The sequence below is a fragment of the Shewanella sp. SM23 genome (assembly GCF_025654295.1).
In the GTDB taxonomy this organism is placed as follows: domain Bacteria; phylum Pseudomonadota; class Gammaproteobacteria; order Enterobacterales; family Shewanellaceae; genus Shewanella; species Shewanella oncorhynchi.
Genome location: NZ_JAKKRM010000017.1, coordinates 49145 through 70339, shown reverse-complemented (window position 1 = coordinate 70339; position 21195 = coordinate 49145). Strand labels below are relative to the sequence as shown.

Genomic DNA, 21195 nt, shown 5'->3' with positions numbered 1-21195 from the left:
AGGATTATTTGGCTTTAGTTGTCAGTTAGGCCAACCTTAACCCTTTCAAACTGCCACTCTGGTAGCTTAGTTTTTAAGTCAGGAAGAATTCGATCAACATCGCCCCGCAAGATAATCAATGGTTCACCGCTAAACGCCCCGTTGGCTAACTGCTGCAGCCTTTCGGGCGTTAGAGCCTGTAATCCTGCATTTAGCTGCTGAACTTCAATTTGAGTTAATCCTGTCGCGACTTGGTGGATATATTGGTTTTCACGTTGAATGCTGTTGTCTTGGCTGAGCAAATCTTCACCGATCAAATAGGTTTTAAGTGCATCGATTTCACCTTGGCTAACACCTTGCGTCTTAACGAGTGTTAGGTGATCTACTATCCCCACCACAAACGCGCCCGTATGTTCTATGGCTGTACTGCCATAAAACTTGATGCTGCTGGAGAGCGGTGCATTGGCGCACTGGCCGTAGATGCCATAGGTGAGACCGCGTTTTTCCCGTAAATCATAGTAGAGTCTGCCCGAAAAACTGCGGCCCATGAGTGCGGATAAACTGCGACAGCTTAAGGCGACTTCCTGTGGGTTCAGTTGCTGCTGAGTTGATGCATCACTTAGGACATGATCTATGGCATAACCTAGGCGGACTTGGGTTTGCACGCTGCCCGGCGCATCAATAAGGTAAATCCTCTTGATTTGCTGAGGCTTTACTGTCTCTAGTTTATCCACTTTCGGCCCTGAATTAGGCAATATTGGCCACAGTTTAAGGCTAGCTTGAAGGTCAAATTTAGCGTTATTTGCCAAAGAGTTGGGTAGAAAAAGATGCCACTGTGCTTGTGTTACCGCCTGCTGTTGGATTTGTTGCAGTTGCCTTAGGCTGAGCGAATCGAACAATGCATTATTATTGATCACTCTATTGTAGGGATGTTCAGGGCCGAGCAGTTTATCGCGCCACACTTTATCTATCTCGGCGCCACTAAAGGCGTTTAAGTGTTTATTGAGCTTGAGTTGACGGCGAATATTGTCGACATCGACGGGGGTGGTTGTCGCATCAACAAAGGCATCTGGCTGCCAAAATTGCAGTAGTAAGTCGTAGATATGGTTAACATCGTCGGGGCAAGTGAGGCTTAAATTAATGCTGTGCAAGCTGACACGCATACTGAAAGTCTCAAGACAGGGATCTGCGCGGCTAATGGCAAGTGCGCGGGCCTTTTCTTGAAAGGCAATCTGTAAAATATCGGGATTATTGAAGGGAACTTGCGGGCTCACAGCCGCTAAACTGACCCTGTTACTCACACTACTATTCATTTGAACTGAGGCAAGGCGATGTAACTGATAGGGTAAATCCAATTCGGTATGGACTTCATCGGTAAAAATTTCATCCGTTACGGGGATAATGACGCCGCTTTTGGGTAAATGATTGTTCAAAGAGCTGCCCAAAGGATTGTTTAAAGAGTTAGGTAAAGAATGGGCTAAAGAGTTTGGTGTTTCAAAATGGGCCAAACTCGGCGGTTCGCTCGGCGTGAAGACGATTTGCGTCTGCTGGCAGGCGTTTAGTGATAAAGCCACAGCGCAGAACATTAAGCCTTGTAGCTGCTTTGACATTGTCAGAGTCGTCATAATACCGCATCCTCTAAACTGTCACTCATATCGTTAGGCAGCCATTCCAGTAGCGTTTTACCCCAGCGAATATACCAAGGTGGCAGTAGGTCGACTCGGACATAATCTTGGTTGAAATACCGTTTTGCGACGCTTTGGATATCGTCGGCCGTGACTGCGTTGATCCGTTGCCACTGCGCAGTAAAGGGATGGTCTTTATCTTGAGCCGACGTTGCGGAAAGCTTGATGGCTAAGGCCTGTGTGTCATCCAGTTGTTGTAATTGATTGTTTAACCACACTTGTTTAAGTGTGCAAAGACTTGCTTCATCCAGAGCATCTTGCTGCGTTTGTGCCACAAGTCCCAACACTTTTTGCACTAAGGCATCGAGTGAGGTCCGTGCCCGTGGAACCAAGACGATATTCGCTATGCCATGATTTTCTAACTCAAAGGGCAGGGAGTAGCTGAGCATTTGTTCGGGATTATGCAGACTGAGTTTAGCAAGTGCACTGGTGGTGTTTTGAAATAAATAGCCTTCTAGCAGCCGAATTGCGGCAGCATCTGGGTGATCTTTACCTACTGCATGCCAAGCGAGCAGTAATCCGGGCCAAGGTCCGCGCTCATCCACTAACTCAGCATGTACTTGTTTAGGCTGGATTGTTAACTCAGAAAATTCAGGTTCAGCAATCGTTGGCCTAGACCAAGCCGCAAAATTTTGCTCAATCCATTGTCGGGTTTGTGGGCTTAGTTTGCCGACAAGGGAAAGCTGCATCGCATCGGGACGATAATAAGCACGGTGAAAGGCAGTTAGGTTTTCTGGTGTGGCTTGCAAGATATCTTCGCGACTGCCAATAATACCGTGACCGTAGGGAGTGCCTTTTACTTGCTCGAGTAAAAACGCCATCGCGCTGCGGATATAGGGCTGATTATCTATGGTTTGTGCCATTTCCTGCAGTACGGTTTCCTGCTGATTTTTAACCGTAGTGGCGTTAAGGCTAGGGCGGATAAAGCGATCGGCTTCGAGATATAAGCCCAGTTCTAATGCTTGGTTTGGCAGCGTCACATAGTAGTTGGTGTAGTCAAAATGCGTGCTGGCATTAAAACGTGCACCTAAAGCACTGAACTGCTGAGCATAGGTATCGCTGGGGGCATTTTCACTCCCTTTAAACAACATGTGCTCAAACAGATGGGCGTAACCGCTCTGACCTTGGGCTTCGTTGCGGGCGCCTAAATTAAATTGGCTGGCGACTGTGACTGTTTGTTTATCTGCCATGGGCAGTAATCGCACTGTTAGGCCATTTTGTAGCGTATAGGTCTCTATATTCGCTTCGAGCGCATATAAGGCTTGCGCATCTTGCTCGGTGCGGCATTGGGCCTGTAGCGTATGACTGAAAACACTGGCCGAAATGGCGATAAAAAAGGTGATTTGAGTGTTCATAAGTGCGTCCTGCCGAGCTTATTTTTTAATTCGTTAAATGTCTTACTCAAGCTGGATACCATTAACGACAGGCAATTGATACATTCGCAGGTATCGATACAGATTGCACCACTGTCGACGACTGCTCGGATTTCATCGAAATCAGTTGAATAGCATTCAGTTTTTGAAAAGAACTGCTATGATGGCACAGTTCTTTTTCTGGCATAAGTACAAGATATGGTAAGCAGATCTCCGTTCGAATCCTTTCAGTGGAAAAGCGATATTTTTAACTGTGAAAGCACTGATATTGATAATTTCTATCTGCTGCTTGAGCAGGAAATGACCCGTTTGGGCATGGTTGAGAAAACATTGGGTGAAGTGGGTAAATACGATGTTAGCTTGTATCAGTCACCGGCCGCTAAGTCAGGCTTACCTTCTTTATTGATCAGCACAGGATTTCATGGCGAAGAATCTGCAGGCCCATGGGGTTTGTTGCATTTTTTGAGTGAAGCTTCAGCAGACCTATTTGAACGGGTGAACTTGAGTTTATTGCCTCTCGTCAATCCTACTGGATTCAGTCGTGGTCATAGATTTAATAAATACGGCGAAAATCCAAATCGTGGTTTTGTATTTGAGAACGGTAAACCTAAAGCGAATGAACATACATCGGTTGAAGGTAAGCTATTGTTAGAGCACGCACAGTTACTGCTTGCTGCGAGTCGAGACGGTATTTTAACTTGCCATGAAGATGTCTTGAGTCGTGAAGCCTATGTGTATTCTTTTGAGCCAAGCCAAGTGCCAGGACGTTTTAGTCTCGATCTGCGCGATACTTTAGGTGGTTATTTCCCGATTGCGGTAGACGGTGAGATTGATGGGTGTCCTGTTAAGGATGGTTTGATCTTCAATCATTTTGATACGTCTTTTGAAGCTTGTTTAGTGCGAAGTGGTGCTCGTGTCGGTGCTTGTACTGAAACGCCTGCGTTGCAAAACTTCGATCAACGCGTATTAGCAAACAGTGCTGCTATGACTCACTTCTTGGCCCTGTGTGCACCTTTATGTGATTGATATTTTAGTCTATTACGTTAGTGAATAGCCTGACACGACAAAAAAATACCCGCAGATTGCGGGTATTTTTTTAGGTGGTATTCGCCAGTGAATTATTGATTAATTCGCATTGGCACACCAGTACGTTCATCGAGTAGCTTCTTGATCACAGAAGAATCAGTGTCAGCTTTCGCGATAAACTTAGCGATCTCTTTTGGCAGTGATATCGCAACTGGCTCATTTGATTCAAACTCCGCCACAGTGCGAGACAATGGTTGATGCACGGCTAAGTAGCGTTTACCGTCTGGCTCTTCGGTTGCTTTAATCGGCTGGTTCACAAATTGTACCCGGGTTCCCACTGGTACAGTCTTGAATAGATGCTCGATATCTTCATGGCGTAAACGCACACAACCTTGACTGACACGCAAACCAATACCGAAACTTGCGTTAGTACCATGAATCGCATACAAGTTGCCGATATACAGCGCATACAGTCCCATAGGGTTATCTGGACCCGCTGGCCATACCGCTGGCAGGATTTCACCTTTAGCAGCATATTCTTTACGAATGCGCGGTGTGGGTGTCCAAGTTGGATTCGCACGCTTGCGTTGTACAGTGGTCACCCAGTTTTCTGGTGTGTCTTTACCAATTTGGCCAATACCAATAGGCAACACTTCAACAGTCTTTTTGCCTTTCGGATAGTAATACAAACGCATTTCAGCCACGTTGATCACTATGCCTTCACGGGGAGCGTTTGGCAGGATCAATTGCAATGGAATGATCAGTTGGCTACCTGGTTTTGGCAGAAATGGATCCACACCTGGGTTAGCTTCGAGTAAGTTACTGAGACCAAGCTGGTATTTGGCTGCGATATCTTCGAGAGTGTGTTTACCCTCTGGAACCGTATAATACTGGTTCTCGCCAATTAGCCTGCTTTGGGCGGCTGGTAAAGGATATTCCGTTGCTAAAGCGGACAGACTAGGGAAAACCAAAGTCAATAATAAAGCTGTGGTGCGAAGCATACTCATAAGCGGATACTACGATTCCTGTTAATAAAAAAGCGTGTTTAACGCAGCTTTCTCTCTTAAAACGAGAGCGGCAATTTGACGAGCAAAATGCACTGGCGCGCGAAGCTCGCATCCTTCCTTATTTTGGACATTATTTCAACTGAAATATGATCAGTACGGCGTATTTGTCGCTTAATTTTTTGTTTTAACGGTTTTCCTTAGCGGCGTCAATTGTCAGTATTTAGTCTTGTCGTTAAAACCTGCTGTACTCAATTATCTTGTGTATACCTTCCTGCTTGATGAAAAATATTTGCAGTGTTAACCAATCTAAAACGTGTCTGTTTGAATGGCGAGCATGTATGGCGTTACTGGAATTGATTTGTTTTGGGAAAACAGAGTGTGGTCCTTTTCTGACAAGGCTATTGCTCATCGGATAAAGTGAATTTAAATCATTTCATTGGCAAATAAATGGAGTTAAAACAATTAGCTTAAGGATAATGTTCAAATATTCACCCTTTACACGACATTATTTTATCTGACACTAAATTGGCTATGATACCGTTAGTTTATACAGGTTTGTGAGCTGAGTTTTGCTTGAATGATTTGAGTTTACGTTCAGTTTGTTATTTTTAACTATTTGATATTTATTTATTTTAATGCTTATTAAGTCGTGTGGTGATGTTCTGCTATCCTTTAGGTTTTACGTTAGCCTTTATCTAAAGGTTAATAGAAAGTTGGTTTTATGACATTTTTTATGTAGATGATTGAAATTTAATATTTAACGCTCCAATAATTCGATATTTTTGTGCTAATATAAAATCATAAAATTGTGAGTTGAGTCATTTTTAACCTCGGTGATTTGTCTATCGTTTAACTAAACAACCTGTATTAAGGAGGCGTTTGTGGATGCAGATTCCATCAATAGTTTTTTTCTGATTGGCGCCTTGCTTACAGCAGTGAGTGTTTTACTTAGTCCTATGTCTTCCCGTTTGGGCATCCCTATTTTATTGATTTTCCTCGCTGTGGGTATTTTGGCTGGCGAAGATGGCCTTGGTGGAATCCAGTTTGATGATTATTCAACTTCCTATTTAGTCAGTAACTTAGCCTTAGCGATTATTTTACTCGATGGAGGTATGCGCACCCGCGTTGCCAGTTTTAGGGTGGCGCTATGGCCTGCATTATCGTTGGCGACCTTTGGCGTTGCCATTACGACCAGTATCACCGGCATGATGGCCGCATGGTTGTTCGATTTGCATTGGTTGCAAGGTTTGCTGGTGGGCGCGATTGTGGGCTCGACCGATGCCGCTGCGGTATTTTCACTGCTTAAAGGGCGTAGCCTTAACGAGCGGGTTGGTGCGACCTTAGAAATTGAGTCCGGCAGTAACGATCCCATGGCGGTATTCTTAACCGTAACCTTGATTGCCATTCTTGCCAATGTCGACAGTGAGTTGTCCTTCAGCTTTATGCTTATTAGCTTTATTAAGCAATTTGGTCTGGGGATCTGTTTAGGTTTGGGCGGCGGCTGGATGCTGTGGAAGCTCGTCAATTTAAGCAAGTTAGCTGATGGTCTGTACTCTATTTTAGTTTTAAGCGGTGGTCTGATTATTTATGCTGCGTCCAACAAACTGGGTGGTAGCGGTATTTTGTCGATTTACTTAGTGGGTCTGTTCCTCGGCAATAAGCCAACCCGTGGCCGTCATGCGATTTTGAACGTACTGGATGGTATGACTTGGGTCAGTCAAATCGGCATGTTCCTCGTATTAGGGTTATTGCTTACCCCTTCAGATTTAGTCGATATCATGATCCCAGGTTTTGCTCTGGCATTCGGGATGATTTTATTTGCTCGCCCTGTCGCCGTATGGATCAGTCTATTGCCGTTTAAGAGCTTTAGCAGTCGCGACCGCTGGTTTATTTCTTGGGTGGGGTTACGCGGCGCTGTGCCTATCATCTTAGCAGTATTCCCTATGATGGCGGGCTTACCGGGTGCTCAGTTGTACTTCAACTTAGCCTTCTTCGTTGTATTAGTGTCGTTGCTGGTTCAAGGTGCATCTTTGACCACAGCAGCGCGTTTAGCTAAGGTGGAACTGCCCCCAAAGCCGTTACCCGTTTCGCGCTCGGGAGTTGAAATTTACCCGAGCAGCGAATGGGAAGTGTTTGTCTATCGTTTGAGTGAAAGTAAGTGGTGTATTGGTGAGCCGCTAAAGCGCTTGGCTATGCCAGATGGGACACGGATTGCGGCGGTATTTAGGGATGACACTTTGCTGCATCCATCGGGTAGCACTCGTCTCGAGGCGGGCGATATACTCTGTGTGCTGGGTCAGGAGAAAAGTTTAGAAGCCTTGAGTAACCTCTTTAGCCAAGCGCCAGAAAATAAAGAAGTACAACGATTCTTCGGTGATTTCTTTATTGAAACAGACGTTAAGCTTGCGGATCTCGCGCCTATTTATGGTTTAAGTTTAGATAATCTCGCTGATGATATGACAGTCGCAGACCTTGTGGTATCTCAGCTTGGCGCTAATCCTGTACTTGGGGATCAGTTCCACTGGCAGTCGTTGCATTGGGTGGTGGCGGGGCTGTATGAAGGTAAAGTCACTAACGTAGGTATTCGTTTACCGACTGAGAATGCGCTCTAATCCTATGTGCTAGATGGTCCTTACTATCGAAAGTCACCATAAAAAATGCCAGCTTATTTGCTGGCATTTTCGTATTCAAAAACTGAATGAGTTACTGATATAAAGATTTATCCGTTGGGTCGGGACGGGTCTTAAAGCGGCGATGTAACCACATATATTGGGCGCGGTTTTTATCTATGATGGATTCAATAATCTTGTTACCGCGAATGGCATCGGCTAATTCATCTTCGCCGGGGAAATTATCCAGCGGTGGCATCACTTCAATTCGATAGCCTTTATCATCTGTAGTACGTTCCACAAAAAAAGGCAGGACTTTGGCTTTGCCGAGTTTAGCTAACGTGGTGGCACCGGTAATCGTTGCCGCATCTGGCATGGCATAAAATGGGATAAATACCGCACTGGAACGGCCAAAGTCTTGATCGGCCGTGTACCAAATCACATCGGGATTGCGGAGGCAGCGTATCATTTGGCGCAAGTCGCGTTTAGAAACGAGACCTTTATTGGAGCGTAAACGGCCTTTGACCTGCAGGTATTCCATCACTGGATTATTGTGTGGGCGATAAACCCCCACGCCGGGTTGGAATTGGCCGAAGATACGTGCGCCCATTTCCAGCGGCAAACAATGCACGGCAAAGAGGATCACGCCGTGGCCAGCATTTAACGTGTCTTGTACGTGTTCTTCGCCTTTGATACTCATGTGCTGCTGCACTTTTTCATCGGGCCACCACCATGCATTGATGGTATCGAAAATGGCTTTGCCCGTTTCTTCAAAATTACGCGTGAGTAAATCTTCTCGCTGTGCTTCCGTCATTTCAGGGAAACAGAGGGTCAAGTTACGGCGCGCTGTGTGGGTGCGACCAGCTGCGAATTTCATCACTAAGCGACCCAATCCCTTACCCAGCGTCATCTGCCAAGGAAGCGGTAGAAGCTGAGTTAAACGCATCAAAAATACGCCAAACCACATGGGCCAATGCTTAGGATGATATAAAGAAGATGAAAACTCGGCTTTCTCGACCACAAAAATACTCACTACTTTTGAAAATTACTGCTCATTCTAACTCAATTTTTGCTGAAAATTAGGTACAATCACGGTTTAATTTCTGCATAAAGATAAGAGCACTATGAAGGTTTCTCTGCCAGCATTTGAAAAAGCCAGAGTGTTAGTCGTCGGCGATGTGATGTTAGACCGCTATTGGGTTGGCCCTACGGGACGTATCTCCCCTGAAGCCCCCGTACCTGTGGTGAAGATTAATCAAGTCGAAGACAGACCCGGCGGCGCGGCCAACGTGGCGCTCAATATCGCGACCTTAGGGGGGCAAGTCCAACTTGCCGGGCTCGTCGGCCAAGATGATACTGCCCATGCCCTAACGCTCGGTGTGCAAACTTTAGGGGTTGAACCCCAATGGTTAAGTATTGCTGATAAACCAACCATCACTAAGCTGCGGGTGTTATCACGTAATCAGCAGCTTATCCGCCTCGATTTCGAAGAAGCCTTCGACAAGGCCGATAGCGTGCGTTTATTGAAACAATCCGAGGCCTTACTCGATTCTGTCGATGTCGTGGTGTTATCTGACTATGCTAAGGGCGCTATCGATCAGCCGCGAGATTTTATTGCTTTAGCGCGTTCGAAAGGTGTGATGGTATTAGTCGATCCTAAGGGCAGTGACTTTGGTCGTTATCATGGCGCGTCACTCATTACCCCAAATATGAGTGAGTTTGAAGCCGTTGTTGGCACTGTGACCTCTGAAGCCGATCTGCTAGAAAAAGCCCGTGGCTTACTCAAGCAACATCATTTTGATGCCATTTTAGTGACCCGCTCTGAAAAGGGCATGACCTTAGTGACCGCTAATGCGCCTGAGTTGCACATTCCTACCGTTGCCCGTGAAGTCTATGATGTGACGGGGGCTGGCGATACTGTGATTTCAGCCTTAGCAACCTCATTAGCCGCGGGCGCCGATTTACCCCAAGCTTGTGCGATTGCGAACACCGCCGCTGGCGTTGTGGTCGGTAAACTTGGCACTTCTACCGTGAGCCGCATTGAGCTTATTGAAGCTTTAGCTTTGCACCATGGAGAATCGGGTTTTGGGGTGGTGAGTGAAGATCAACTGGCCTACGCCTTAGAGCAAGCCAAACTGCGCGGTGAGCGTGTGGTGATGACTAATGGTTGCTTTGATATTTTACATGCGGGCCACGTGAGCTATCTTAAACAGGCGAAAGCTTTGGGCGATCGTTTGATCGTCGCGGTAAATGATGATGCCTCGGTTAAACGCCTCAAGGGTGAAGGCCGTCCAGTTAATCAGGTTGATCGTCGTATGGCTGTGCTCGCTGGCTTAGCTTCTGTTGATTGGGTTGTGCCTTTTAGTGAAGATACGCCGCAGCGCATCATTACTCGATTGCTGCCAAATCTGCTGGTCAAAGGTGGTGATTATAAGCTTGAGGATATTGCTGGTGGCGCTGAAGTGATTGCAGCAGGTGGCCAAGTGCAAGTGCTGGGTTTTGAGGATGGTATTTCAACGACAGCGATTATACAAAATATCATGGCGAATCAGTGAGCTTAGTCGCTCTGGCATTCGCATCTAGCCTGACTTGGACGCCCATTGCCGATAAGCAGGCTTTGATTTGCCCTTTACCAGAGCTTGGCACTTGCTTGGCATTATTGCCTAAGCAAGTGTTGGCGCAGCTGCCCGCCACGCTAGATCAATTTAAGCGCGATTTAGGCCGCAGAAGTGCCATGGTCATGCCCGTCGATGACAATAAGATTGCGGGCCTAGTCTTAGTGAATGAGCAGCTGACACCACAAGTACAGTTAGCCAGTGTCGATATGGTGACCTATCAATTACCTTTACTTGAACAGCCGCAATTAACCCTATGGCATGAGCTCGGTCATTTGGAGAACCTTGCTCTGCAAGGCTCTGTGTTACCGACTCACTTGAGTGCATATCAACATGAATGGCTAGCTGACATTTATTTGGTTTGGCGTATCGCACGGGAGAAAAATGATTTTGCCTTGGCGTGGCAGCAATACCACAGACGCAACCTTGATGCATTAACAAGCCCGCAATATTTGTCGCATTGGAGCTCGCCAATGTTGATACAAGTGTTGCATCGATACGATGTTGCTCAAGTGGCTAAATTTGCCGAGTATCGGGACTTTTTAACGAATTTCTACCCTAAAGCCGAGCAATTAGAGCCGAGATTATTAGGTGAGTATTCGAGCTTAATGCAACGCACTTTTGGCGCGAGTGTATTGCAACCCCTTCCTGAATATCTATTTTGGCGAAAAGCTGATCTTGGACACTATCTCCAACCGACGTTCGTTTTACTCATGGGCGAAGAAAAAGCACATAACTGGTTGGTACAAAATTCAATGTTATGAATGTGTTAATTAAATCAGTGGTGAAGCCTGTTTTAAACTGAACCCTAGCTGAACAAAAGTGAAATACGCTGGTTACGGCCCAGTGAACAGCAGTAATCCCTGAGCGGCTTTGGTAAGCTTTCCCCCCTAAAAATAAGAGGGGAGACATTACTATGGCTAAGCGCTCGCGAGTACAAACTGAGCAAACCATAAATCAAATTATGGATGAAGCGTTAAGACAAATTTTGACTATCGGCTTTGAGACTATGTCTTATACTACGTTATCTGAAGCAACGGGTATTAGTCGCACAGGTATTAGTCACCATTTTCCACGCAAAAGCGATTTTCTTGTTCGTTTAGATAGTCGTATCGGCAATCTATTTGTTGCTGCGCTGGATTTTTCTAGCCAAGAGGCATTGGAAACATCCTGGATGCAGGCAATGCAGGAAGAGCATTACCGCGCAGTATTAAGACTGTTCTTTAGTCTTTGTGGTGGTGCGAATAATGAAATTACCCTCTTTAGAGCGGTGAGTACAGCGCGTCAGCAAGCGATTGCTGAGTTAGGCTTAGCGGGCGATCGCACGATCAACCACCTATTAGGCCGTACAGCTGTGATGTTGCTATCCAATTTTGATGTGGCAAAAGCAGCATAATAGACTGACCAATGAATATAAAAATGGAGCCAGATGGCTCCTTTTTTGTGGGTAAAAATCGTGATTTGTACTGAGGTAAGTCATACCCCAATAGTGTAGGATGACCACTCAATAATGATTTAAGTTAGTGATATTGCCTTGTACTTTTGATTTGACAGGATAAAACATATGGACATGACCCCCATCTCTAATGAGGCAGATATGCCTAAACGCACCATTAAGCTTGATAACACTGAGCTTATCAAAACCAGTTTTTGGGTGAGTCAGATTTTTATAATCATTGCGACTGTTGTTGGCGTGTATTTAGCCGCACAAGAAGGGTTGTCACAGGCAATTAAATTTGATGCCCTGAGCAATATGCAGAATAACTATCATTTGCGTCATGCCCTATATGACGAAGTGAGTGACAATGTTGAAATCTTGAGTCATTACGCTGACACAGTTGAGACTGTGAGTAGTAATAGTTTAGTGAAAATGCATCCGCAGATGGGATTATTTGTCTGGGATAACATGCGCTATTCTGCCAATGCGCTAGAAACACCGAGTGATATTTTGTCTGATATTCGTCGTTTGTATTTAGAGTCTGAGAAGATCATTAGCAATATTGAAACCCGTCACTATAGCGTTTCTTACGGTAAGGATCAGTTGCAAAATGTATTGAGTAAAATCAAAGAAGATACTTTGCCAAAACTCAAAACGAATTATGAAACCCTGTCAAAAGAGCTTAAAGATAACGATATTGCCGCCGACTAACGTATCTTGGCTTAGCTCCCCCCCAAACATCAGGGGTCATTCTTATCCCTGATGTTTGAATCCATTGATGAATTCAGTGTTGCTGACAACACCTCTGTATGATCTGCTTTAGTCCCCCATTATTTTATGGTACTTAAGCTAATGATGAATCTAGTCAGATTTTCTCCGTCGGTATTTATCATCAAAACCTTGTTGAGTTAGCTTAATTCCTGTCGATAGGCTTGAGTTAATTTTTGCTGTTGTAGATAGATGCGAATCGCCAAGAAGGTTAATGCGGCAGCAATCACGGCGCTGATTGCGTGGTGGAAGACTAAGTGACTTATCAGGAATGTGGGCAAGTCTTCAAAGCTGTCGATAAGGAAAAGCTTAGTGATTAAGCCGATATAGACGAGAAGATGCAGAGCCGCGCCAGTGATAAAGAGTCGTTTAAATTTATCAATCAGTTTGATATCTAACTTGATATTACACCATCGACAAAATAGGTACCCACTCAGGCCGATGATAATCGATATCCAGCCAAGCCCGAGTAATGAGGTTTTGATTAATACGGCAGACAGGATAAACAGCCCAAGCAACATTTCTTATTTCCTTAAATCAGCTTTAGATTTAACTTACTGTTTTAGCTTACATTAAGCGTATCAGCATTTGGGGCAGATAAGCCTCGCATCATATTGGCGCAGAGACTAGCTTAATAGGCTTAAAAAAATGTGAAAATAAAGGGAGCCAGTGGCTCCCTTTATTTCTTTAGAATAATGTTTATCGCCTAAACGATTTCTACTCTGTTGATATTAAATCAAACTCAAAGTGCCTTTAAAATGGCTTCAACACTGGCCTTAGCATCCCCAAACAACATTTGGGTATTTTCTTTGAAGAACAGTGGGTTTTGCACGCCGGCATAACCTGTGTTCATCGAACGTTTAAAGCCGATCACGTTTTGCGCTTTCCACACTTCCAGCACTGGCATACCTGCGATTGGACTGCCTGGATCTTCCATTGCCGCGGGGTTAACCGTGTCGTTGGCGCCGATAACGAGCACGACATCTGTGTCTTTAAAGTCTTCGTTGATTTCGTCCATTTCGAGCACGATATCGTAGGGGACTTTCGCTTCAGCGAGTAGTACGTTCATATGGCCTGGTAATCGACCAGCAACTGGATGGATACCAAAACGCACTTTCACGCCGCGATCACGTAGTTTTTGAGTGATTTCCGCAACAGGATATTGCGCCTGCGCCACTGCCATACCGTAACCCGGAGTGATGATGACTGAAGTGGCATTTTTCAGCATATCCGCCACATCTTCGGCGTTGGTTTCACGGTATTCACCCATTTCTTCATCACCGGTTGAGGCCACACCATCTGTGCCAAAGCCGCCCGCGATAACTGAAATAAACGAGCGATTCATGGCCTTACACATAATGTAAGACAGAATAGCACCCGATGAACCCACTAACGCGCCGACCACAATCAAGAGGTCGTTCGACAACATAAAGCCTGCCGCTGCCGCTGCCCAACCTGAGTAGGAGTTCAGCATAGACACAACCACTGGCATATCCGCGCCGCCAATGGATGCCACTAAATGCCAGCCAAAGGCGAAGGCAATCAAGGTCATCAACAGCAGTGCTGGCATAGTGCCACCTGTCTGAACGAAGTATACCAACAGGGCGAAAGACACTAGCACTGCGACTAGGTTTAGCTTGTGGCGATGTGGCAGCATCAGAGGTTTAGATGAAATCAGTCCGCGTAACTTACAAAAGGCAACGATAGAACCCGTAAAGGTCACCGCACCGATGAAGATCCCGAGGAAGACTTCGACCAAGTGAATGTTAAGCATAGCGCCAGTGAGGTGCTCTTTGCTGGCGGTCTTCACCGCTTCACTTAGCGCATCTTGTACTGCGGCGAGGGTCGTATTGATATCACCACCGACTGCCACCACGACTTGTGATACTTCCTGTGGGTGTAAGTCGATAAAGCTGTTGAAACCCACTAATACCGCGGCCATACCCACAAAGCTGTGCAATATAGCAACCAGTTCAGGCATTTCAGTCATTTCGACTTTTAGTGCTAAACGGATACCAATCGCGCCGCCAATCACCATAGCGATTAAGATCCACGCAATTCCGTTAGTATCGGGGTTGAAAATGGTAGCCAGTAGGGCGATTGCCATACCTAAGATACCGAATAAATTGCCGTGTTTTGCCGTCTCTTGCTTCGACAGTCCCGCGAGACTGAAGATGAAGAGAATGGCGGCAATAATGTAAGCTGCTGTTACCAGTCCTTGAGACACGTTAAACCCCCTTAATCCTTACGGAACATCTTCAGCATGCGCTGAGTGACGGTAAAACCACCGAAGATGTTAATACTGGCGATCAGCACGGCGATAAACGCCAGTACAGTGACCAAAGTTGAACCCTGACCGATTTGCAGTAGGGCGCCGACCACGATAATGCCCGAAATCGCGTTAGTGACTGACATTAAAGGCGTATGCAGTGAGTGGGATACGTTCCATACCACGTAATAGCCAACAACGCAGGACAGCAAGAATACTGTGAAATGCGACAGGAACTCTGGTGGTGCTACCGATGCCACGGCAGCAAATCCTGCAACGCCTAAGGCGGCGAGCACGTATTTGAGCTTAGATGGTGCCTTCGGAGTGGTATTTTTAGGCTCGATTTTCGCCGCTGGTTTTGCTGGCGCCGCAGAAACCGAAATCGGTGGCGGCGGGAAGGTCACTTCACCTTCTTTAATCACTGTCATATTGCGCATGACTACATCATCAAAGTTGATGCTGGCTGTGCCGTCTTTTTCTTTACACATTAACTTCATCAGGTTGACTAAGTTAGTGCCGTAAAGCTGTGACGATTGCGCCGGTAGACGACCGGGAAGGTCGGTATAACCAATCACTTTTACGCCGTTAGGAGTAACAAACAGCTCACCCGATTGCGTGTATTCGCAGTTACCACCCGTCGCAGCGGCTAAATCGACGATCACTGAGCCGCTCTTCATGCTATCAACCATGGCTTTGGTGATGAGCTTAGGCGCTGGACGACCAGGGATTAGCGCTGTGGTGATGATGATATCGACTTCTTTGGCTTGTTCGGCAAACAGTGCCATTTCGGCGGCAATAAATTCATCCGACATGGTTTTAGCATAACCGTCCGATGAACCACCTTCCTCGTTACCAAAATCCAGTTTAAGGAATTGGCCGCCCATAGATTCGATTTGCTCGGCCACTTCTAAGCGGGTATCGAAGGCGCGCACTATGGCGCCAAGCGAACCAGCAGTACCAATGGCGGCAAGGCCAGCTACACCAGCACCAATGACTAACACTTTGGCGGGCGGTACTTTACCAGCAGCGGTAATTTGGCCAGTAAAGAAACGGCCAAATTGATGTGCGGCTTCAACAACTGCGCGATATCCACCAATGTTTGCCATAGAGGAGAGGGCATCAAGTGACTGGGCACGGGAGATGCGTGGTACCATGTCCATTGCCATCACGTTGATCTTACGTTTAGATAACTTCGCAACCAGCTCAGGGTTTTGTGCGGGCCAAATAAAGCTGACGATAGTCGCCCCGTCTTTGATTTGTTCAATTTCGGCGTCGCTTGGCGCATTGACCTTAAAGATCAGATCGGCTTGCCAAACGTTTGTTGTCACCTTCGCGCCCGCAGCTTCAAAGGCTGCATCATCGAAACTTGACAGTTGACCTGCATTGGCCTCAATAACAACTTCAAAGCCGAGTTTTTTAAGCTGCTCAACGGTGGCTGGGGTCGCGGCGACCCTAGTTTCACCGGCGAGACTTTCTCTCGGTATTCCAATCTGCATGACTACTCCCTGATGGTTTATATAATCGTTCCGCCTGCTGTTCTTCCTTCATCGTACTCAACTGCAAAATCTGTCGTCACCAGCGTTTATTCGGCGGGTGATTCGAGTCAGTTAGGGCATTCAATCTAGGATGGACACTTTTTGTTTTTAAAACAAACTATTCTGTGGGCAACAGAAATTATTGTTCGACAGGCTAATGACCATTGTGGCAATACTTTAGCTTGGCACAAGTGCATATTTCTCAAGCAGGCCGTTTCTGCACTGGTCGGATCAAAAACTTTTAACCAGTGCACACTTTTGTAGCTTAAATTTTGCACTTTGTATATTCCAAAATGGAATTAAAAATCCTATTTTATTCTTTTTTGCTTTTCTTAAACCGCGATAAGCTTGTGGACATTACACTGTCATAGGGCCGTCTCATGTTGTTAAAAGAACTTTCATCGCTGGCTTCGCCATTGTCTCAAGGACAAGTCGATAAGCTAAAACAACTCACTTCTGAGTTAAGTGCTGTGCAATTGGCCTGGGTGAGTGGCTATCTTGCTGCCACAGCCAATGCGGGCCAATTAGCGCCTGCCGCACAGGCGCAAACGGCTCAAACTGTGACTATTCTCTATGGCAGCCAAACGGGTAATGGCCGTGGTGTCGCTAAAGCGCTCGCCGATAAGGCGCAGGCGCAAGGTTATGCGGTCAATCTGGCTTCAATGGGCGAATACAATGTTCGCCAATTAAAGCAAGAAGCTGTGCTTTTATTGGTGGTCAGCACCCATGGTGAAGGTGAAGCGCCGGATGATGCGATTGAATTACACAAGTTTTTAGCATCGAAACGTGCCCCTAAGTTAGACAATTTACATTACTCAGTGCTGGCGCTGGGGGATTCTAGCTATGAATTTTTCTGCCAAACCGGTAAAGACTTCGATGCCCGCCTAGCAGCGCTGGGTGCTAAATCACTATTACCTTTAATTGAATGTGATGTGGATTATGAAGCTGCCGCGGGCCAGTGGCACGCCGATGTATTAGAGGCCGTTAAGCCGCTAATCGAAACCTCGTCCGCCAGTGTGGTATCCATCGGCACCGCTAAAGCGATTGGCGAAAGTGAATTTACTAAGCAAAACCCCTATAGCGCCGAAGTGCTTGTGAGCCAAAAAATTACCGGCCGTGGATCAGACCGAGATGTGCGCCATGTTGAAATCGACCTTGGCGACTCAGGCTTAACCTATCAAGCGGGTGATGCCCTTGGTGTGTGGTTTAGTAATAACGAAGTCTTAGTCGATGAAGTCTTAGCGGGTTTGTCATTAGCCGCCGATGAGTTAGTGACCCTTGGTACTGAATCCTTGTCCCTTAAGCAGGCTTTGGTTGATAAGAAAGAATTGACTCAGTTATACCCTGGATTAGTCAAAGCATGGGCCGAATTGAGCGGCAGCGCAGAACTGCTGGCATTGAGCGAAGATAAAGAACAAGTGCGCCACTTTATCCTTAAGCATCAATTTGCCGATTTAGTCACTCAGTATCCGTTATCAAATAACTCAGTAACCTTAAATGCAGCAAAACTGCTTGAGCTACTGCGTCCATTAACGCCAAGACTTTACTCTATCGCCTCAAGTCAAAGCGAAGTCGAAACAGAAGTCCACTTAACTGTGGCCTTAGTGGAAGATGAGCGCCACGGCTCAGCACGTTTTGGCGGCGCGTCACACTTCTTAGCATCTGCGCAGGAAGGCACGCAAGTTAAGGTTTATGTTGAGTCGAACAAGCATTTCCGTTTGCCTGAAAATCCAGAAACACCAGTGATCATGGTGGGGCCTGGCACAGGTGTTGCGCCCTTCCGTGCCTTTATGCAGGAGCGCGTAGCACAAGGGAGCCAAGGCGATAGCTGGTTATTCTTCGGCAATCCTCACTTTGAGCAGGGTTTCTTGTATCAAACTGAGTGGCAACAGTATCTGAAAAATGGCGATCTCAGCCGTATCGATGTGGCGTTCTCACGCGATCAAGCTCATAAGATTTATGTGCAGCACCGCATTAAAGAACAAGGCCAAGCCCTGTGGCAATGGTTGCAAAATGGCGCGCATCTTTATATTTGTGGTGATGCTGAACGTATGGCCAAAGATGTTCACCAAGCCTTGATTGAGGTGGCAGTCGAAGTCGGTGGTTTGAATACCGAAGCTGCTGAAGCCTATTTTGAAACCCTGCGCAGCGATAAACGTTACCAAAAAGACGTGTATTAATCTCAACCGTTGCGCAGATAAGAAACGCATAAGAATAGCCAACGTTGCACACGTGATGATCTGTGCAGCCAGCGAACCCAATTTTAAGAGGCAGTTGCCATGAGTGAGCAAAAATTAGCGTTAAACGAATACCTAAAGACCGACAGTGATTACCTGCGAGGGACCATCAAAGAAGGTTTAGATTCTTCTGTGACTGGCAGTTTCAGTGACGGCGATCAGCAGCTGATCAAATTTCATGGCTTCTATCAGCAGGATGACCGTGATTTACGTAACGAACGTAAAGAGCAAAAACTCGAACCTTTATATAGTTTTATGTTGCGCGCCCGTGTACCCGGCGGTATTTGTTCTCCGCAGCAATGGTTAGGCGTAGATAAAATTGCCTCGACGCTCACAAGCTCGAACAGTATTCGTTTGACGACCCGCCAAACCTTCCAATACCACGGTATTCCTAAGCGTAATTTGAAGACCATTATTCAAGATTTAGATCGTCAAGCGCTGGATTCAATTGCTGCCTGTGGTGACGTTAACCGTAACGTGATGTGTAACCCCAATCCGGTGGAATCTAAACTGCACGAGCAGGCCTATGCGGTGGCGAAACAACTGTCTGATCATCTATTACCACACACTCGCGCCTACGCCGAAATTTGGTTAGATGAAGAAAAGTTACTCTCAACCGAAGATGAAACCGTTGAACCTGTGTATGGCAAAACCTATCTGCCACGTAAGTTCAAAATGGCGGTTGCGGTTCCTCCAGATAACGATGTTGACGTTTACACCAACGATTTAGGCTTTATTGCTGTTGCCGAAAATGGCGAGCTAGTTGGCTTTAACTTAACGGCTGGCGGCGGCATGGGCTCGACCCACGGCGAAGTGGAAACCTTTCCACGCCTAGCAGACGACTTTGGTTTTATCAAAACTGAAGACGTGATGAAGTTTGCCGAAGCTGTGATGACAGTGCAACGTGACTGGGGCAATCGCTCTAATCGTAAGCGCTCGCGCCTTAAATACACAATCGTTGACCACGGCTATGAGAAATTTAAAGCCGAAGTTGAAGTACGTGCTGGGGTGAAATTTGAACCTAAACGTGATGTAGTGATTGGCGATCGCGGCGATCGTTATGGTTGGGTCGAAGGCGTTGACGGTAAGTGGCATTTAACCTTATTTATCGAAAGCGGTCGTATTAAAGATTTACCAGGCCAAACCCTGCAAACGGGGCTGCGTGAAATCGCTAAGATCCACAAGGGCGATTTCCGCATGACCTCGAATCAAAACATGATCATCGCAGGCGTCGCAGCTGAAGATAAAGCTACCATTGAAGGTTTAGCCCGTAAACATGGTCTGCTGGGCCAAGTGTTGACGCAAACCCGCGGTCACTCGATTGCCTGTGTGGCGTTGCCGACATGCCCATTAGCGATGGCGGAAGCCGAGCGTTATTTCCCTGAGTTTATCGATCATATCGATGCGCTGCAGGCAAAACACGGCATTAGCGAGCAAGCGATTGTCGTGCGTATGACGGGTTGTCCTAACGGTTGTGCTCGCCCATTTGCCGCTGAAATTGGCCTTGTGGGTAAAGCGCCGGGCCGTTATAACTTGTACTTAGGTGCAAGTTTTGAAGGGACTCGTTTGAACAAAATGCACAGAGAAAATATCCAAGAGGCGGACATTCTCGCCGAATTGGATACCCTGTTTGGCCGCTACGCCGTAGAGCGTGATGCAGGCGAAACCTTTGGTAACTTCACCGTCCGCGTGGGTGTAGTGAAGGCGGTGATCGATGCCGCTAAGGATTTTCATGGCTGATATTGAGCAAAAAACCAGTGATAAAGTGCCGACTGTGGTCAGCGCTGCCGAACTCAAGGCATTATTGAGTGCGCCTAAGGCAGAGCAAGCGATAGAGCTTGAACGTATTAATCAGTTCTTAGGTGGATTAAGCGCACAAGAGCGAGTTCTATGGGGCTTAACTTATTTGCCCGGTAATCATGCGCTGTCCTCAAGCTTTGGGATCCAAGCCGCTGTAATGCTACATATGATGAGTCAGGCACAGGCGAATATTCCGGTTATTCTCACGGATACGGGTTATTTATTCCCTGAGACTTATCAGTTTATCGACGAGCTGACAGAGCGTTTATCACTGAATTTAAAAGTGTACCAAGCAGTGATGACATCGGCATGGCAAGAGGCGCGCTTTGGCCAGTTATGGGAACAAGGGGTAAACGGACTAGAGCAATACAACCGTTTAAACAAAGTTGAGCCTATGCAACGCGCCTTAGCCGAGCTTGACGTCGGTACTTGGTTTGCAGGGCTGAGACGTAGCCAAGCCAGCACCCGTGAGGCGCTGCCGATACTGGCGATTCATGGCACTCGCTTTAAGTTACTGCCGATTATCGAGTGGTCGAATAAAGATGTGCACCTATATTTGACTCAATTTGACTTGCCGTACCACCCACTTTGGGACCAAGGCTATGTTTCTGTGGGTGATACCCATTCGAGTAAACCACTTGAATTAGGCATGACGGAGGAAGAAACGCGCTTTAATGGGCTGAAACGTGAGTGTGGTCTGCACTACGATATCTAGTCATTTTATTGATTTTAAATATTAAACGCCTCAACTTAGTTTGGGGCGTTTTTTTTATCATTTTAAGGTAGGTGAGGTTTGGGGTGAATTTAATACTCTGGACTGTCGAGGAAGTTAAGTGATGTCATTTAAGCGTCAT

Annotated in this window: 16 protein-coding genes; 9 read left to right on the top strand and 7 right to left on the bottom strand. The window is 46.4% G+C overall.

All coding sequences use genetic code 11. From position 1 onward, the window contains the following. Window positions 1–14: 14 nt before the first annotated feature. Both L5L98_RS17920 and L5L98_RS17915 read right to left on the bottom strand, forming a co-directional pair. The gene (locus tag L5L98_RS17920) at window positions 15–1604 is read right to left on the bottom strand and encodes a M16 family metallopeptidase (RefSeq protein ID WP_263142664.1); all 1590 of its coding nucleotides are present in this window, start codon (window positions 1602–1604) and stop codon (window positions 15–17) included. Further along, on the bottom strand, window positions 1601–3019 hold the full coding sequence (locus L5L98_RS17915; protein WP_263142662.1) for a M16 family metallopeptidase: 1419 nt from the start codon (window positions 3017–3019) through the stop codon (window positions 1601–1603). Before L5L98_RS17915 ends, L5L98_RS17920 begins: the two co-directional genes overlap by 4 nt. A gap of 216 nt (window positions 3020–3235) precedes the next feature. Between L5L98_RS17915 and L5L98_RS17910 the strand changes: the two genes are divergently transcribed. Continuing rightward, the gene (locus L5L98_RS17910) at window positions 3236–4063 is read left to right on the top strand and encodes a M14 family metallocarboxypeptidase (protein ID WP_105251567.1); all 828 of its coding nucleotides are present in this window, start codon (window positions 3236–3238) and stop codon (window positions 4061–4063) included. Between the two features lie 92 nt (window positions 4064–4155). Here the strand turns inward: L5L98_RS17910 and L5L98_RS17905 are convergent, their stop codons facing one another. Then, window positions 4156–5070 (bottom strand): L,D-transpeptidase family protein, encoded by a 915-nt coding sequence (locus tag L5L98_RS17905; RefSeq protein ID WP_105251568.1) that lies wholly within the window; start codon window positions 5068–5070, stop codon window positions 4156–4158. Between the two features lie 881 nt (window positions 5071–5951). Between L5L98_RS17905 and L5L98_RS17900 the strand changes: the two genes are divergently transcribed. Then, window positions 5952–7682, top strand: a complete 1731-nt coding sequence (locus L5L98_RS17900) for a potassium/proton antiporter (protein ID WP_105251569.1) — start codon at window positions 5952–5954, stop codon at window positions 7680–7682. 91 nt (window positions 7683–7773) lie between these two features. Here L5L98_RS17900 and L5L98_RS17895 read toward each other — a convergent pair whose 3' ends face one another. Next, window positions 7774–8700 carry an LpxL/LpxP family Kdo(2)-lipid IV(A) lauroyl/palmitoleoyl acyltransferase gene (locus L5L98_RS17895; protein WP_168822581.1) on the bottom strand — a complete coding sequence of 309 codons (927 nt, stop codon included), beginning with the start codon at window positions 8698–8700 and terminating at the stop codon, window positions 7774–7776. A 103-nt stretch (window positions 8701–8803) separates the two neighbouring features. On the opposite strand from L5L98_RS17895, the gene hldE reads away from it, so the two are divergent. The 4 genes from hldE (at window position 8804) to L5L98_RS17875 (ending at window position 12443) form a co-directional block, all read left to right on the top strand. After that, the gene (gene hldE / locus L5L98_RS17890) at window positions 8804–10234 is read left to right on the top strand and encodes a bifunctional D-glycero-beta-D-manno-heptose-7-phosphate kinase/D-glycero-beta-D-manno-heptose 1-phosphate adenylyltransferase HldE (protein WP_028761811.1); all 1431 of its coding nucleotides are present in this window, start codon (window positions 8804–8806) and stop codon (window positions 10232–10234) included. Further along, a complete protein-coding gene (locus L5L98_RS17885; protein ID WP_263142658.1) occupies window positions 10231–11058 on the top strand; it encodes a hypothetical protein in 828 nt (275 codons plus the stop codon). The genes hldE and L5L98_RS17885 overlap by 4 nt, the downstream gene beginning before the upstream one ends. A gap of 152 nt (window positions 11059–11210) precedes the next feature. Further along, window positions 11211–11690, top strand: a complete 480-nt coding sequence (locus tag L5L98_RS17880) for a TetR family transcriptional regulator (RefSeq protein ID WP_006082899.1) — start codon at window positions 11211–11213, stop codon at window positions 11688–11690. Between the two features lie 168 nt (window positions 11691–11858). Next, window positions 11859–12443, top strand: coding sequence for a hypothetical protein (locus L5L98_RS17875; protein ID WP_263142656.1), 585 nt, complete (start codon window positions 11859–11861; stop codon window positions 12441–12443). Window positions 12444–12640: 197 nt separating this feature from the next. On the opposite strand, the gene L5L98_RS17870 is transcribed toward L5L98_RS17875, so the two are convergent. From L5L98_RS17870 to L5L98_RS17860, 3 genes are all read right to left on the bottom strand, one after another. Beyond that, window positions 12641–13021, bottom strand: coding sequence for a hypothetical protein (locus L5L98_RS17870; RefSeq protein WP_263142654.1), 381 nt, complete (start codon window positions 13019–13021; stop codon window positions 12641–12643). Window positions 13022–13242: 221 nt separating this feature from the next. Further along, the gene (pntB, locus tag L5L98_RS17865; RefSeq protein ID WP_263142653.1) at window positions 13243–14727 is read right to left on the bottom strand and encodes a Re/Si-specific NAD(P)(+) transhydrogenase subunit beta; all 1485 of its coding nucleotides are present in this window, start codon (window positions 14725–14727) and stop codon (window positions 13243–13245) included. An 11-nt stretch (window positions 14728–14738) separates the two neighbouring features. Next, complete coding sequence (locus L5L98_RS17860; RefSeq protein WP_105251577.1) at window positions 14739–16265, bottom strand: Re/Si-specific NAD(P)(+) transhydrogenase subunit alpha; 1527 nt, start codon at window positions 16263–16265, stop codon at window positions 14739–14741. 419 nt (window positions 16266–16684) lie between these two features. On the opposite strand from L5L98_RS17860, the gene L5L98_RS17855 reads away from it, so the two are divergent. From L5L98_RS17855 to L5L98_RS17845, 3 genes are all read left to right on the top strand, one after another. After that, entirely contained in the window at window positions 16685–18484 is a 1800-nt protein-coding gene (locus tag L5L98_RS17855) for an assimilatory sulfite reductase (NADPH) flavoprotein subunit (protein ID WP_263142652.1), read from the top strand. A gap of 99 nt (window positions 18485–18583) precedes the next feature. Further along, a complete protein-coding gene (gene cysI, locus L5L98_RS17850) occupies window positions 18584–20281 on the top strand; it encodes an assimilatory sulfite reductase (NADPH) hemoprotein subunit (RefSeq protein ID WP_263142651.1) in 1698 nt (565 codons plus the stop codon). Next, window positions 20274–21056: a phosphoadenylyl-sulfate reductase gene (locus tag L5L98_RS17845; protein WP_263142650.1), complete on the top strand. Its 783-nt coding sequence runs from the start codon at window positions 20274–20276 to the stop codon at window positions 21054–21056. Before cysI ends, L5L98_RS17845 begins: the two co-directional genes overlap by 8 nt. Window positions 21057–21195 lie beyond the last annotated feature (139 nt).